Origin of the sequence: Empedobacter sp. GD03861, from assembly GCF_029840885.1 — a bacterium.
Taxonomy (GTDB): Bacteria; Bacteroidota; Bacteroidia; order Flavobacteriales; family Weeksellaceae; genus Empedobacter; species Empedobacter falsenii_B.
In genome coordinates, this window is sequence record NZ_JAOCDJ010000010.1 from 1 (window position 1) to 13886 (window position 13886).

Annotated in this window: 14 protein-coding genes; 4 read left to right on the forward strand and 10 right to left on the reverse strand. The window is 30.8% G+C overall.

What is annotated here, in order from left to right; translation table 11 throughout:
- Window positions 1-102: 102 nt before the first annotated feature.
- The 10 genes from N5D03_RS07130 to kdsB form a co-directional block, all read right to left on the reverse strand.
- Entirely contained in the window at window positions 103-834 is a 732-nt protein-coding gene (locus N5D03_RS07130) for a GLPGLI family protein (RefSeq protein ID WP_280051267.1), read from the reverse strand.
- Between the two features lie 257 nt (window positions 835-1091).
- Window positions 1092-1616: a DUF4136 domain-containing protein gene (locus N5D03_RS07135; protein WP_185144177.1), complete on the reverse strand. Its 525-nt coding sequence runs from the start codon at window positions 1614-1616 to the stop codon at window positions 1092-1094.
- A gap of 88 nt (window positions 1617-1704) precedes the next feature.
- The gene (locus N5D03_RS07140) at window positions 1705-2220 is read right to left on the reverse strand and encodes an NUDIX domain-containing protein (protein WP_280051268.1); all 516 of its coding nucleotides are present in this window, start codon (window positions 2218-2220) and stop codon (window positions 1705-1707) included.
- Between the two features lie 49 nt (window positions 2221-2269).
- A complete protein-coding gene (gene xerD / locus N5D03_RS07145; RefSeq protein WP_038332712.1) occupies window positions 2270-3157 on the reverse strand; it encodes a site-specific tyrosine recombinase XerD in 888 nt (295 codons plus the stop codon).
- On the reverse strand, window positions 3158-4741 hold the full coding sequence (locus N5D03_RS07150; protein WP_125349766.1) for a S41 family peptidase: 1584 nt from the start codon (window positions 4739-4741) through the stop codon (window positions 3158-3160). It lies immediately after the preceding gene.
- Window positions 4742-4748: 7 nt separating this feature from the next.
- Window positions 4749-5192 carry a dCMP deaminase family protein gene (locus tag N5D03_RS07155; RefSeq protein WP_125349767.1) on the reverse strand — a complete coding sequence of 148 codons (444 nt, stop codon included), beginning with the start codon at window positions 5190-5192 and terminating at the stop codon, window positions 4749-4751.
- Between the two features lie 6 nt (window positions 5193-5198).
- A complete protein-coding gene (locus N5D03_RS07160) occupies window positions 5199-7160 on the reverse strand; it encodes a site-specific recombinase Gcr (protein WP_280035452.1) in 1962 nt (653 codons plus the stop codon).
- Between the two features lie 108 nt (window positions 7161-7268).
- A complete protein-coding gene (locus N5D03_RS07165) occupies window positions 7269-7937 on the reverse strand; it encodes an outer membrane lipoprotein-sorting protein (protein WP_221627915.1) in 669 nt (222 codons plus the stop codon).
- A gap of 79 nt (window positions 7938-8016) precedes the next feature.
- Complete coding sequence (locus N5D03_RS07170) at window positions 8017-8568, reverse strand: HNH endonuclease (protein WP_038332702.1); 552 nt, start codon at window positions 8566-8568, stop codon at window positions 8017-8019.
- A 144-nt stretch (window positions 8569-8712) separates the two neighbouring features.
- On the reverse strand, window positions 8713-9456 hold the full coding sequence (kdsB, locus tag N5D03_RS07175; protein ID WP_125349769.1) for a 3-deoxy-manno-octulosonate cytidylyltransferase: 744 nt from the start codon (window positions 9454-9456) through the stop codon (window positions 8713-8715).
- A gap of 200 nt (window positions 9457-9656) precedes the next feature.
- Between kdsB and N5D03_RS07180 the strand changes: the two genes are divergently transcribed.
- The 4 genes from N5D03_RS07180 to N5D03_RS07195 all read left to right on the forward strand — a co-directional run bounded on the left by N5D03_RS07180 (window position 9657) and on the right by N5D03_RS07195 (window position 13877).
- Window positions 9657-10448: a DUF3822 family protein gene (locus tag N5D03_RS07180; protein WP_280035455.1), complete on the forward strand. Its 792-nt coding sequence runs from the start codon at window positions 9657-9659 to the stop codon at window positions 10446-10448.
- Window positions 10424-10966 (forward strand): RsmD family RNA methyltransferase, encoded by a 543-nt coding sequence (locus N5D03_RS07185; protein ID WP_125349771.1) that lies wholly within the window; start codon window positions 10424-10426, stop codon window positions 10964-10966. Before N5D03_RS07180 ends, N5D03_RS07185 begins: the two co-directional genes overlap by 25 nt.
- Window positions 10967-11100: 134 nt before the next feature.
- Complete coding sequence (locus N5D03_RS07190; RefSeq protein WP_280051269.1) at window positions 11101-13269, forward strand: TonB-dependent receptor; 2169 nt, start codon at window positions 11101-11103, stop codon at window positions 13267-13269.
- A 119-nt stretch (window positions 13270-13388) separates the two neighbouring features.
- Complete coding sequence (locus tag N5D03_RS07195) at window positions 13389-13877, forward strand: thioredoxin fold domain-containing protein (RefSeq protein WP_280051271.1); 489 nt, start codon at window positions 13389-13391, stop codon at window positions 13875-13877.
- Window positions 13878-13886 lie beyond the last annotated feature (9 nt).

The window sequence follows — 13886 nt, forward strand, 5'->3', positions numbered from 1 at the left end:
CAGTAAAAAAATTTTACTGCTTTTTTGTTTACGTAGCCAAAGAAAAAATTATACCAAACCCTTCATATAGCTTCATTTTTAAATTTAACGCTTAACACTTGACTACTCTTTATCAATTGGTAACATAAAATTTTCTTTAAATTTTTTATTATCCTCCTCAATTAATGCATCAAAATCTGATTGTTGCATTTGTTTTCCTTTTGTAGGTTTTATTATTTTGATTTTATTATTTAATTTTACTTCTGTAGCTAAGTATACTTGTTTATTTATCTGATTATTATCTTCATTATTAATAATTAATTTCAAAATAACACCTGGTAAACCTTCATAATTCGAGGGACCATTTTTAATCTTTAAACTTGGAGCATACCAAGCTTCTACATAAGAATTATTAGACTCTTTCAGAGTAGCTTTTTTGACTTCAAATCCTAAAATATCATATTTTTCTTTGTATAAAATCCATTTTTTTGTTTTGATAGAATCATTAATTAGTAATTTTCTTCCATTGTAATTTATTTCTGAAATAGATAGTCTATGTTCTAAATTTTTGTAAAATAATCCACCAGGACCACTTGTAAAAGAAATTGACACACCTGTTTTTCCTTGAGAATTATCTATTTTTTCTAGTCTATTAAAAATAGATTCTTTTTCTGAGCTTAAAAGTTTAAAATATAATCTATTTTTATTACTGTTTTTATAAACTTCTATCATTTTAGAATCTTTTAGATTAGATATATCATATTCATTTCTGAATTCATATTCTATTTCTAATTTTTCTTGACAAAATACTGATATAAAAAATAAAAAGGTTATTATTGAAAGAGTCTTTTTCATAAATTTTGATCTTAATTAAAAACGAAAATACAATAAAATATATAACATTAAATGAAAATATCCTACTTAACATAATCGAAATTATATACCAATATTTTTTAGGTTAAAACACTGATATTGTGTAAGTGCCGTTTTGGATAAATGATTTTAGGTTTGAAAAACCTCTGAAAGGCGCATTCTGCCGTTGAAACGGCATATCCAAATCGGACAAAATATAAATCCCTCGTAATTTTAGTTTTCGAGGGATTTTTTAATTATTATTTCTTTTTAGGTGGAAATTTTTGTAGCAATTTCGTTACACCTTTCTGAATATTTGCTGCACGAACTTCTGGCGAAGCTTTCAAGGGCATTTGAATTTTCAAGGTTCCTTCCCAAACTAATCTTCCTTCATCCTTCATAGAAATCGTATAATTTTGATTTAGTTTTTGAGACATAATCGGAATTCCAACCGAAACTCCACCTCCAAAACCATAACCACCCGTTCCCATTCCAATTCCTACATTTGAATTTTGTTGTTTCGAAACAAACTCTTCAGGTTTCACATCTAGCGTTAAAACTCCATCATTCGATTTCTGAAAACCTCTGTACAACATTCCTTTTTCGATCGACGAATATAATCTGACAGAATCTAAATCATTCAAACCTAAGTTTCCTGTTTGCGTAAAAGAATACGTTCTATTTGTTTCAAAATCAAAATCTCGGTCATAATCTACCGCTATATTTTGCGTGCTACATGAAACAATTGTTAAAAATAACGCGCTTAGTAAAAGTATTTTTTTCATTGTTTTAATTTTTAAGATGAGAACCTGAAACAAGTTCAGGTTGACATACAGGTCATATTGAACTCGTTTCAACATCGCATCACATTAGTTATTTCAAAGAATTAATATAAATTTCCACTACTTTTCTCAACGAATCAAAACCTATTTCATCTAAATTAATTTCGTTGATAGAAACCCACTTTACTTCTGCTATTTCATCTTTTTCAAGCGTAATTTCTTCGTCAGGAAAATCAGCAATAAACGCTAAATCACACGTTTTATATGGAACTTCTTTGTACTCGTATGTATTAGGTTGAGATAAAAAATAGTTGAAATTCTCTAATGGAATTTTAATTCCTAATTCTTCCTCAATCTCTCGTTGACACGTTCTTTCTGCCGATTCATTTGGATCTGTAAAACCTCCAGCTAAATCTAACATTCCTTTCTTTGGCTCTCTATTTCGAACTGTAAAAAGAATTTTATCTTCTTTTTTTAGAATAACCGCCACAGCAGCTGCCACATTTTGATAATAAACCAAATCACAATTGTTACACGACATTTTTCTAAAATCAAAATGATCGATAGAATGTCCACAATTTGGACAAAATTTAAACGATTTTATCATTTCTTTTCTATTTTAATGTAAAATCTGAAACAGATTCAGGATGATTAAACTATTTATTTCTCGGGTGAAATTTGATAATCGCATCTCGAATAAATTCTTGATCAACATGCGTATAAATTTCAGTCGTCGTAATACTTTCGTGTCCCAACATTAACTGAATTGCACGAAGATCTGCTCCATTTTTCAATAAATGAGTCGCAAAAGAATGACGAAATGTATGCGGACTAATTGTTTTTTTAACTCCAGCAATTATCGATAATTCTTTCACGATTGTAAAAATCATTACTCGTGTAAGGTTTTTACCTCGTCTATTTAAGAACAAAAAATCTTCAAATCCAACTTGTATAGGAAGATGAATACGAATACTTTCTTTGTACAAGTTAATATATTTTATCGTATAATCGCTAATCGGAACAAGTCTTTGTTTGTTTCCTTTCCCAATAACACGAATAAAACCATCATCAAAAAAAAGATCAGAAATTTTGAGATTTATCAATTCCGAAACACGCAAACCACAACCATAAAGCACTTCTATAATCGCACGATTGCGCTGTCCTTCTGGTTTTGATAAATCAATTACTTCAATCATTTTATCAATTTCTTTTTCAGAAAGTACATCAGGAAGTTTCATCCCAATTTTTGGAGTTTCGAGCAAAGAAGTTGGATTATCTTCTCTAAAATCTTCGAGTTGTAAGTACCCAAAAAAGCTTTTCAAGCCAGAAATAACACGCGCTTGCGAACGCACGCTATATTCGCTCGATGCAAAATCGTGTACAAAATCCCTCAAATCATCTTGTGAATAATCTAAAGGTTGTTTATCAGAATAATTAATTAATTTTTGAATATCGCGTAGATAACCTTCAATTGTATTGGCAGAAACTCTTTTTTCTAATTTCAGATACATTTGATAGTCATACAAAGCATCTTTCCACAGCATTTACTTCGTTATTTTTTCAAGTTCAAAAATACGCTTTATCATTTCATCTTCGGGCATCCAAACTTGATAAAATGCTCGAGAACCATATAAAGTTCCAGCAATTGTGGCTTTCATGTAGTTATCAACAGTTGTTGAAAAGACAGGGTTAAACTCATTTGAAGGAATTCCTAAAACACCTAAAAACTCATTTCTATACATTCCAGCACTGAAATATTTCAAATAAATTGCTTCGTTATGAAACATGAAAAAATCGTGAATTGAATAAATTTTCTTGAATAAAAAGTCATTAAAATAATTTGCATCTTGATTATAATACAACCAGTTCGAAACCGAATTTGTATCTAATGCAACAAACTCATCAGGAATAATTCCACCACCACCGTACACTTTTTTACCTGAAGGCGCCGTAAACTCTAAGTCTTTATTAATTTTAATTGAATCTTTACTATATAATTCACCCGATTTTAATCGTTTGTATAAATCGTCACTGTATTTTGCAGTTTTTTTATCAAATGGTTTTTGAATAGATCGTCCAGAAGGTGTGTAATAATTCGCAACTGTTAAACGAACTTTGGTATCATCGCCCAAATTAATTTCGCGCTGTACCAAACCTTTACCAAACGAACGACGACCAACGATAATTCCGCGTCCATAATCTTGTAACGCTCCCGCAACAATCTCACTCGAGGAAGCAGAATTTTCGTCCATTAAGACGTAAATTTTTCCTTGTTCGAAAAGACCTTTATTTGTAGCGTAAATATATTTTTTACGTTTTTGTTTGTCTTGTGTGTAAACAATTAATTCATTTTTTGTTAAAAATTCATCGGCTATTTCTTCGGCAATATGCATGATTCCACCTGGATTTCCACGTAAATCAAAAACCAAAGTTTTCATTCCTTGATCCAATAAATTTTGTAAACCTTCGTGAACTTCATTTGCAGAATTTTCAGAAAAACGAGTCAATTTAAGATAACCAATATCTTTCGTTAACATATGTTTTCCAGTAACCGTAGGAATTGGTACAATAGTACGATTTAGCGTAACAGAAATTGGTTTTTGATCGCGAATAACAGATAGTTTAACTTCCGATCCTTTCTTCCCCTTCAATAAACCTTCTATTGTTTTATTATCTTTTGCAACCAAAGATTGATTATCTGCAGCAATTAATTGATCTCCAAATTCTAGTTTGCCATAATTTTTCGTTCCAGGTAAAGTACGTTCAACAACAATGGTGTCATTCATTGTGCGAAATTGAATTCCAATTCCAACAAATTCACCTTTCAATTGCTCCTCTGCCTTTTGTACAGAAGCTTTGTCGATATATGTACTATGTGGATCTAGCTTGGCAACCATATAATGAATCGCATCATCAACCAAACTATCCGAATTAACATCGTTCACATATTCATTGTCAATCAAAGAAACTAATCGACGAATTTTTTGTTCGTTATCCGAATATTGCAAACCTACAACATCCTTGTTTTCATCGAACGCAAAGTCGTATTTTTTCCCAACCATAAAACCGATTAAGAAAATAATTATCACAACTAATACGATATTAATAACCTTGAAAAAACTTCTCATTGAAATGTTAACTGTATAATTCTTCTTCTGTAATTTGTCTAATTGTAATTCCTGATTTTTCTAAAAACTCTAACCCAGAAAGATCTTTGTATTGTTGAATGTAAACGATGCGCTTTATACCTGCTTGTAAAATAAGTTTGCTACAATCTGTACAAGGCGAAAGTGTGATATACAATGTCGCTCCTTCTGCAGATTGTGTAGAAGTTGCACATTTTAGAATTGCATTTGCTTCGGCGTGCAAAACATGCCATTTTGTATTCCCCTCTTCATCCTCGCATTTATTCTCAAAACCACTTGGCGTACCATTGTAACCATCAGAAATAATCATTCGATTTTTAACAATAATTGCACCAACTTTTTTGCGTTCGCAATAGGATAGATTTGCCCATTCAAAAGCCATTTTAAGATAAGCTTTATCGTAACGTAATTGTTTTTCTAAGTTCGTTTCCATTTCTAACTAAGCTTCTTCTTTGTTTTTTGTCCATAAAGGCGGAATAAAAAATGGTAATGGATTTCGGAAAAATGCTTTTAATGTATGTGAAATCATTGTAAAAATCTTATAAAAAGGAATATTATTAGATCTCATTGCCATTAATAATGATAAGATAAAACTAACTAAGAAGTTGCTCCAACCTACCATAAAAATTGCAATAAAACCAATAATCATTGGTCCAATATCAAAATGATAGCCCATTCCTCCAATACCAATCGCGAAGTTTCCTGAAACGAAAGTAATGTGTCGAATATCGAAAGGTTGACCTGTAAAATCGCCAATCAAAAAGGCACATCCCATCATAAAACCGAATGCAACATTACCGACAACTCCTCCCATATTTTTCTCAAACCAATTCGAAATTCTTCTTCTTCTACGTTCTGAAAATGATTTCTTCAAAATGGGATGATTATAAATACGTTCTGGAATATTATGAAAACGTTGATTATTAATTGTAATTCCCGAAATTAATCCTGAAAGGAATAAGAAGACTCCAGCAATTGCTCCAAAGTAAAAAATATGCCAATCCATTGTCACCACTTCTTCCCAATAATGATAAGCTTTAGAATATTTTAAAACTTCTAATCCTAAGATTTCGTTCAGTAAATAAAAAATTCCTAATGAAACAACAAAACCAGCAACAACATTTCCTAAAAAAGCAATCATTTGGCTTCTTACTAATTGCGCAAATAAAGTTGTAAAATCTTTCACATTCAGTTCAGAACCTGAAGTCGGTACAAGCGAACGAGCTAAACGAGCCGCTGTCATAGAAGGCTGTTTTGTAGCAAGTGTCATATGTGTCAAATAAATCGTACAGAAACCAACAGCGTAATTAATACTAAAGAAAAACGCTTTAAACAGTGGCGATGTATCATGTATATTTCCAATTCCGGTTTTGATAAAACACAAAAATGAAACGATAAAACCACCTCCACAAGCTGTCCAAAACATTTTGTTGTACTCTTTGGCTGTTTGCGTGATATATTTTTCTCCCGTTTTACCATTATGATAAGTCACTAAGAAAGTGATTAAATAAACCGTAGAACCTAACTGATTACTCATAAAGTTTTTCGGGGCATAAAATTCAACCCATTTCTTTGTTGCAAGACTATAGAAAGAAATTATTCCGTGTAATCTTAGTTCATTATAACTGTTTAAAATTGTTTGCAAACGAACTAATTGTTGTTGCAAACGATTGATTTTTGATGCAACTTTCAATGAAATTCCTTTGTAATCTTTTTGTGTTAAAATATCATTTAACAAATGTTTACATTTCGAAATACTTTCTTTGATTTCTAACATATCAAAGCCAGCTTGTGGATTTTCGATAATGTTACTAATCTGCATCGAAAGTTTAGAGAATGGATTATCAAGATAATTAACCTCGTTACTGTAACGCATCATTTCTTTATCCGAAAATCCTCCAGTAATACGAACCGTCAAAATAGAAATTGCTTGTAAAAGCTGATTCTGAATATTGTTAACGTTTCCTTTAAAATTATCTGGTTCGATATCTTGATACAATACTTCGAAAAATTTTCGCCAACGATCTCTTGGAATAATTCGGATTGCTGATAAGTTTTTCGAATTATAAAAAATCTCATTTACCACAGAAGTTAATTCATTATTATCTTCGATATCTGGTAAAAGAGAATCCATTATTTTCTTTCGAAAAATGGATAATAAATTATCTTCCAGATGAATTCCACTATCTACTAAATAGCTAACGAAATTGATTTTCCCGAATGTATTTTGAAGTTCTTCGCGAAAAATTAATCGATATGTAGGGTTATTTTGAAGTTTAGAAATTAGATCATCTATAAAAGAAATTGAATCTGGATAATCTTTTCTTGCTTTCTCTAATAATCTTAGAAAAAAGCTCTTCTCGTATTTTTTATTTTGATCAAATATAGAGTCTAAAGCCATATTTTAATTTCTTCATTCAGAGTACAAAAGTAAAAAACTTATACTACCTAAGCAGTATAAATCAACAGAAATAAAAAAGTGATTCTTGATGAACCACTTTTTATATATTTAGAATTTAAAATTTTTCTTATCTATTGCTGGGTTGATTTTTATGTCATTAAATTTAATCACATATTCTCCTCCATCAACTGGTTTTCCTACCACTTTTGTGGCAAAAGATAATCCGTTATACGTCTTGAAATTAGAGTAATAAAGTGTTTCGTCTTTATTTTTTTCCATTACAATTTCGTACGAATTTTTATCAAAACAATATATTGTAGAATTTGTATTTTTTGTTAATTCTATTTTGTAACAGCTATTATTTTGATCGTATTTATCTACACCTAAGTATTTTACTTTAAATCCTTTTTGTTTATATTTCAAAATATCCGAATCAAAAGAGTCTGGTTTATAATCTTTTACAGCTACATTTTTCTTAGCAACTTCACTGTATGTCCATCCCATTCTACCATCATATCCTTCGTTCAAGATTTCTTTTCCATTCATCACAAACACTACTTTTTTGTTGTAAGGGCGTTGATGATAAACAATCATTGGATAAGAATCTCCAACATTTATAATGGCTTCTCCTTTTAGGATAATACTGTTCAAATTATTCCAAGCTGCTTCACCTCCTGTTTTTTGAATATGAGTTTCGATTATTTTCTCTGCATTTTGTGCAAATGTAGTCACAGAAAATAATGAAATCATAAGCGCGCTAAACGTCAATTTCGACATAAGAACTTTTTTAATTTTTAACAATCTGTCGAACAAGATATAAAAACTAATTTAAAGTTCTGTAAAGAAATATTGTCTTTTAGTCTTTTTTAACTTCTATATGAGCCCAATTTTCACCTCTTAAAATACGGTAAACCTGACCTTGAGAAATATTAAATTGTTTTGCTAGTGTAGAAATTTTTGTTTTTCTATTTGGATCAATTAATTTCTTTTTCAGACGAATAACTTGTGCTTCTGTCAACTTACTATTTGGAATACTGTCTAAACGAGAACGTCCTTTCATCATTCTAAATAAATCCTTGTTGTGCTCTTTCCATTCGTCCAATGTTGCCCATTTCAAATTATCCATTGCGTTGTTTAATTTGTTATGATCCAAATGCACTACATATTCTTTATTGTCTTTATTTGGTAAAAAAGTTTCGGCAACCATTTTATGTACATATTTAGCTGTACGTTTTCCGTCTGCTTTTGTTACCCAAATCGCACGATAACCATTGTTAATCGCTCCTTCTAAGATTTTGTATTTATCTTGTCCTGTGTATAATTTTTTTACAAGACCATCTTTTGAAACTAAAAAGGATCTTTTTTCAATTAATCCTTCTGCTTCGTATTCTTTCCATGAATCACTCATAATCACTATTTTACTTATTTACTCCATTTTACAACAACATTCATACCGAAATATTTTTTTAAGTATTAATTAACTTAATTATTTCATTTCCACGTCAAGTATAGCTGATTTTAGGGCAAATATAAATCATAAAAAGTTTAAAGATTATTTTTTAACAATAGTGGATAAGTACTTTTTTGCACGCTCTAAATCTTCTGGTGTATCAATTCCTACTCCTATCGATTCGGTTTCAATCACTTTAATCTTCATTCCGTATTCCAAATAACGTAATTGTTCTAATTTTTCTGCACGCTCATTTTGACGCATTTCAAGTGTTGAAAACTTCAACAAAGCTTCTTTTCTAAATGCATAAATCCCTAAATGACGAAAATAATTTGGTGTAAAATTAGTTTCACGTGCAAATGGAATTGCTGAACGAGAAAAATAAAGCGCAAAATCATTGATATCAGTGACCACTTTTACAAAATTAGGATTGTTAATATCTTCTTCTTTTGTAATGGATTCTTTTAAAGTCGCCACATCTACAGTTTTTCCTAATTCTCCATCAAAAGAGGATAAAATATCTGCCAAAGCTTTTTCGTTCACAAATGGTTCATCGCCTTGCACATTTAGGATAATATCGCATTCTATATCTTGTATAGCTTCAGCAATTCTATCACTTCCTGTTTCGTGATCTTTGATACTCATAATTGCTTTTCCATTGTGCGAAACAATTTCATCAAAAATTAAATCAGAATCTGTCACCACAAAAACATCGTCAAACAAATCAGTTGCAACAACATTTTCGTACGTCATTCTTATCACAGTTTTATCGCCCAATTGTTGCATTAATTTACCTGGAAAACGTGTTGCTGCATAACGAGCTGGAATTACGGCTATTTTTTTCACTATTTTTAATTTCAAATTTCTGTAAATTTAAAATAGATTCGGCTGAAATGCTTCTTTAATCAACAAAATAATTATAGTATCTTTGCTAAAATAAATTTTCTGTATGAAGATTGCTTTCAAAATTTTGTTATTTTTGATTTCATTAGGATTAATATACATCTTAATCAGCGAGTTAAAAATTCAAGGATAAAGAAAAATTTATGTCAAAAACAACTCAACGTTCGTTAGCGATTTTACTATCTCACGATATGCTTAGTTATATTACCAAAACAACCGACGGGGAAACCACTTCGTACTCGGATGTGTATGACTATTCGGTAGATTTTACAAATCTTAACAAAACGGAAATTGAGATTGAACATGAATTGCGTTCTAATTTGACTTTGCTACAAGAATATGATTATGTGCATATTTGTTTTTTGTCGACAACTGTAAATGTTGTTCCAAATCTCTTTGCGCACAAACCTTTCGAGGAATTGTTATCACTTTCTAACTATAGTCCTGTAAAATTAGCAATCGATTGTCCTTTGGAAAATGTAGATGCTTCAATTATCTACAATATTCATTATCCGCTAAAAGATATTTTGCTTTCGTTACCGAATTTGCAAAATGCACGTTTGTATCATTCGGGCAAATTCTTGGTAGATTATGGAATGATTAATTCTAAAAACGATGAAATTTATATCAATTTAATGCATCAAAAATTAGAAGTTTGTGTGTTAAGCAATGGAGAATTTATTTTTTATAATCTATTTGAAACAAAAACGAAAGAAGACTTTTTGTTTTACATTTTGTATACATTAAATCAATTAAATATTAGTCCAAATACCGTTTCGTTATATGCTTTTGGTGATATCTTAAATTCGCCAGATTTTTACGAAACTTTACAAAAATATGTGCGTCATATTTCGTTTAACGAAGCAGACAAACAACTTGGGCAATATTTTACATTATATAAATTATTCGAATGCGAATCATTTCAGGAACATTAAAAGGAAAAAGAATCACAGCACCAACTAACTTGCCGGTGCGCCCAACAACAGACTTCGCGAAAGAAGCTTTATTTAATATCTTAAACAACGAATGGTATTTCGACGAAATTACCGTTTTAGATTTATTCTCTGGAATAGGAAGTATTTCATTAGAGTTTGCTTCGCGTGGAGCAAAAAAAGTAACTTCGGTTGATAATTTCTACGGTTGTGTAAAATTTTTGGACGAAACAGCGAAACAATTAAAATTAGATGAAATCATTACAACTGTAAAAAGTGATGTCATTAAATATTTGGACAAACAACCTATCAAAAAGTTTGATATTATTTTTGCTGATCCTCCTTACGATTTGGATGTAGAAACTTACAAAAAAATCCCAAATTTGGTTATCGATAATCAATGGTTAGAAGAAGGTGGAAATTTTGTTTTAGAACACCCATCAAGCATTTCTTTTGAAGAGCATCCAAACTTTGTACAACACAAAAAATACGGAAACGTACACTTCTCTTTTTTCGAGTAAACATCCATTTTCTTAAAATATTTAACAAAATCGACTGATAGATGATATCTATCAGTCGATTTCTTTTTTTTATTTATACTAAGTCTAATTAAATTTGCAGCATTAATTTTATTTAGAATAAATATACATAACATATGAAAAGGAATAAACTTTTACTAGCTACACTTACTATACTAAGTTTTTCTACTGCGTTCGCACAAGAAACAACGAAAGAAAAAAAAGATTCAATTAGCAATCTACAAGAAGTTGAAATTTTTGGAGATCGTAACAAGAATCAAAGAGGTTTAGAAACAATTACACGTTTTCCTGCAAATCCTCAAGATCAAGTTCAATCTATTTCAATTATTTCTGAAAAGTTAATTGAAGAACAAGGTGCACAAACAATTACAGATGCTACTCGTAATGTACCAGGTGTTACGTTATTTGGAAATTATGGAGGTATTCGCGAGTCGATGTCTATTCGTGGATATAGAGGAGTTCCTGTCTTAAAAAATGGTGTTCGTATGGACTCTGATTTCCGTACAGGATCTGCTGTTATTGATATGGCTGGTGTAGAATCTATTCAAGTTATTCGTGGTTCTGCTGCGGTTACACAAGGAATTGGAAATGGATTAGGTTCTGCTGGAGGTGTAATTAACGTTACAACAAAAACGCCACGTTACATCAACCAAGGACATATTTCTGCTCAATATGGAAGCTGGAATACTTTCCGTTCTACATATGATATTCAACGAACAGTTACAGAAGATAAAAATTTAGCTTTCCGTTTAACAGGTTCATATAACAATGGAGATAGTTATAGAGATGTTATTAACAGTAATTCTTTCTATGTAAATCCATCTATGGCTTGGAAAATTGATGATAAAACTGAATTTGTTGCTGAGTTTGATTATTACAAAGGAGATAAAACGCCAGATCGTGGAACTATCAATTTAGGAGATAATTTTACTGAAGCTTTATACGATATCGGTGATAAATTTATGGGATATGATATCGATAATACCGAAATCAAAAACTATTCTTACGCTGCTCGTATTACAAGACAGTTAACAAATAATATTAGTGCTAGAGTTGCTTACTTTAGTAACTTCTACAACAGTGACCAATTAGGAGCAACGTTAGCTTTACCAAAAGGAAGTACAGAATATAACATTCGTAATCGTGGATTAGGTCGTTCTTTTAGAGATGATAGAAACTCGACTTTACAAATTGACTTGATTGGTAAAGATATGAGATTTGGTGATTTCAAATGGAATTGGCAAGCTGGATATGATTATACAATCAACCGTTTAGAAACAAGAACTGCAGATGGTATCGGAACTATTGATCAAATTGATGTTTTCAAAGATATTAACCATTCGATCAACTTAACTCCTGAGCAAGAAGCTAAATTAGCTTGGAACAAAGACAAAACAAATCTATCAAGAGGTTATTCTTACGGATTTATGACACAACATCATTTCTCTTATAAAGATTTAATCACATTTGTTGGAGGTTTACGTTATAGCTATTTAATCGATAACCACGATGGTGTTGTAGATCCTGTTGTTGGTTTAGTTGTTTCTCCTTGGAGAAATGTAAATGCTTACATTACTTATGCAACAAACACAAGTTTACGCTCTGCTTTAAACATTATGACTGATGGAAGCAAAGCTGGACCTTCTGTTACAGATCAAGTAGAAGTTGGTGTTAAAACACAATGGTTCAACGACCGTTTACGTGCAAACGTAGTTTACTTCAACATGAACAACGATAACTTAACATACGAAACATACGAAAATCAAACAGCAACTGGTTTATACGAAAAAGCTGGTAATTTGAGACGTAAAGGTATCGAGTTTGAAGTTGCAGGTCGTCCATTACCAAACTTACAAGTAATGTTAGGATACGCATACTTAGATGCTGGTTACCACGATTCTCCTCAATATGTAGAAGGTTCAAGACCATCTAATGCGCCTTACAACACAGCAAATGCTTGGGTTCAATATAAGTTTATTGAAAATAATTTCTTGAATGGTTTCACTGTTTCTGCTGGTGTTTACTATGTAGGATCAAGACCATCTAACGAACAAAGTTTAGATCGTGATGCACATGGTAATTTCTATGGAGGAAGTAAACCTTTCTTATTGCCAGATTATTATACATTGAATGCGCAAGTTGGATATTCTATGAAAAGATTTGACTTCCGTTTATTCTTCAATAACATTACAGATCAGTTAGGATACAATTCTTACTTCCGTGGAGGTTACATCAACCAAATCGATCCATTTAATATGGCAGCACAAGTAAATTTCAAATTCTAATTTTCTCAGAGTTAAACATATTTTTAGCATTTATTTAATAGGAAAACGACAGTTTTATAAACTGTCGTTTTTATTTTGGATAGAATTGACTAACTTCCGTCAAAATTTTTCTTAAAAACATGAAAACAAAAATTACTGCTTTATTTATATTCTTTTGTTCGATTTTTACATTTGCACAAACAGAAAATACGCTAAAATCTATTCCAGAATTTTCTTTCGTTAAAATGCAATCCGAAGGAATTTTCAGTTCAAAAGATATCAAAAAAGGAAAACAAATGTTAATCGTTTTATACTCGCCAACATGTATTCACTGCCAATTAGCCTTGAATCATTTCAGCAATAATTACGAAGAACATTTAAAAAACACTCAGATTATTTTGGTTTCTGAATACGAAGCAAAAGACGCTATCCCTTTCCTAAAAGAGCACGCATCTAATTTTGTAAACAATAAAAATGTAGAATTATTATATGATTCTAATTACGAATTTGGTCCAACATTTCAACCAACTTCTATTCCTACATTTTATTTATTCGACAAGGATAAAAATCTTGTTACAATCAAAAAAGGTTCTGTAGAAGCAAATCAAATTTTTAAATATTTGAAATAATTTAAAAAT

Excerpts from the sequence above, each read along its gene's own strand:
- N5D03_RS07130 (WP_280051267.1), bottom strand. The coding sequence starts at position 834 with ATGAAAAAGACTCTTTCAATAATAACCTTTTTATTTTTTATATCAGTA.
- N5D03_RS07135 (WP_185144177.1), bottom strand. The coding sequence starts at position 1,616 with ATGAAAAAAATACTTTTACTAAGCGCGTTATTTTTAACAATTGTTTCA.
- N5D03_RS07140 (WP_280051268.1), bottom strand. The coding sequence starts at position 2,220 with ATGATAAAATCGTTTAAATTTTGTCCAAATTGTGGACATTCTATCGAT.
- xerD (WP_038332712.1), bottom strand. The coding sequence starts at position 3,157 with ATGCTGTGGAAAGATGCTTTGTATGACTATCAAATGTATCTGAAATTA.
- N5D03_RS07150 (WP_125349766.1), bottom strand. The coding sequence starts at position 4,741 with ATGAGAAGTTTTTTCAAGGTTATTAATATCGTATTAGTTGTGATAATT.
- N5D03_RS07155 (WP_125349767.1), bottom strand. The coding sequence starts at position 5,192 with ATGGAAACGAACTTAGAAAAACAATTACGTTACGATAAAGCTTATCTT.
- N5D03_RS07160 (WP_280035452.1), bottom strand. The coding sequence starts at position 7,160 with ATGGCTTTAGACTCTATATTTGATCAAAATAAAAAATACGAGAAGAGC.
- N5D03_RS07165 (WP_221627915.1), bottom strand. The coding sequence starts at position 7,937 with ATGTCGAAATTGACGTTTAGCGCGCTTATGATTTCATTATTTTCTGTG.
- N5D03_RS07170 (WP_038332702.1), bottom strand. The coding sequence starts at position 8,568 with ATGAGTGATTCATGGAAAGAATACGAAGCAGAAGGATTAATTGAAAAA.
- N5D03_RS07180 (WP_280035455.1), top strand. The coding sequence starts at position 9,657 with ATGTCAAAAACAACTCAACGTTCGTTAGCGATTTTACTATCTCACGAT.
- N5D03_RS07185 (WP_125349771.1), top strand. The coding sequence starts at position 10,424 with ATGCGAATCATTTCAGGAACATTAAAAGGAAAAAGAATCACAGCACCA.
- N5D03_RS07190 (WP_280051269.1), top strand. The coding sequence starts at position 11,101 with ATGAAAAGGAATAAACTTTTACTAGCTACACTTACTATACTAAGTTTT.
- N5D03_RS07195 (WP_280051271.1), top strand. The coding sequence starts at position 13,389 with ATGAAAACAAAAATTACTGCTTTATTTATATTCTTTTGTTCGATTTTT.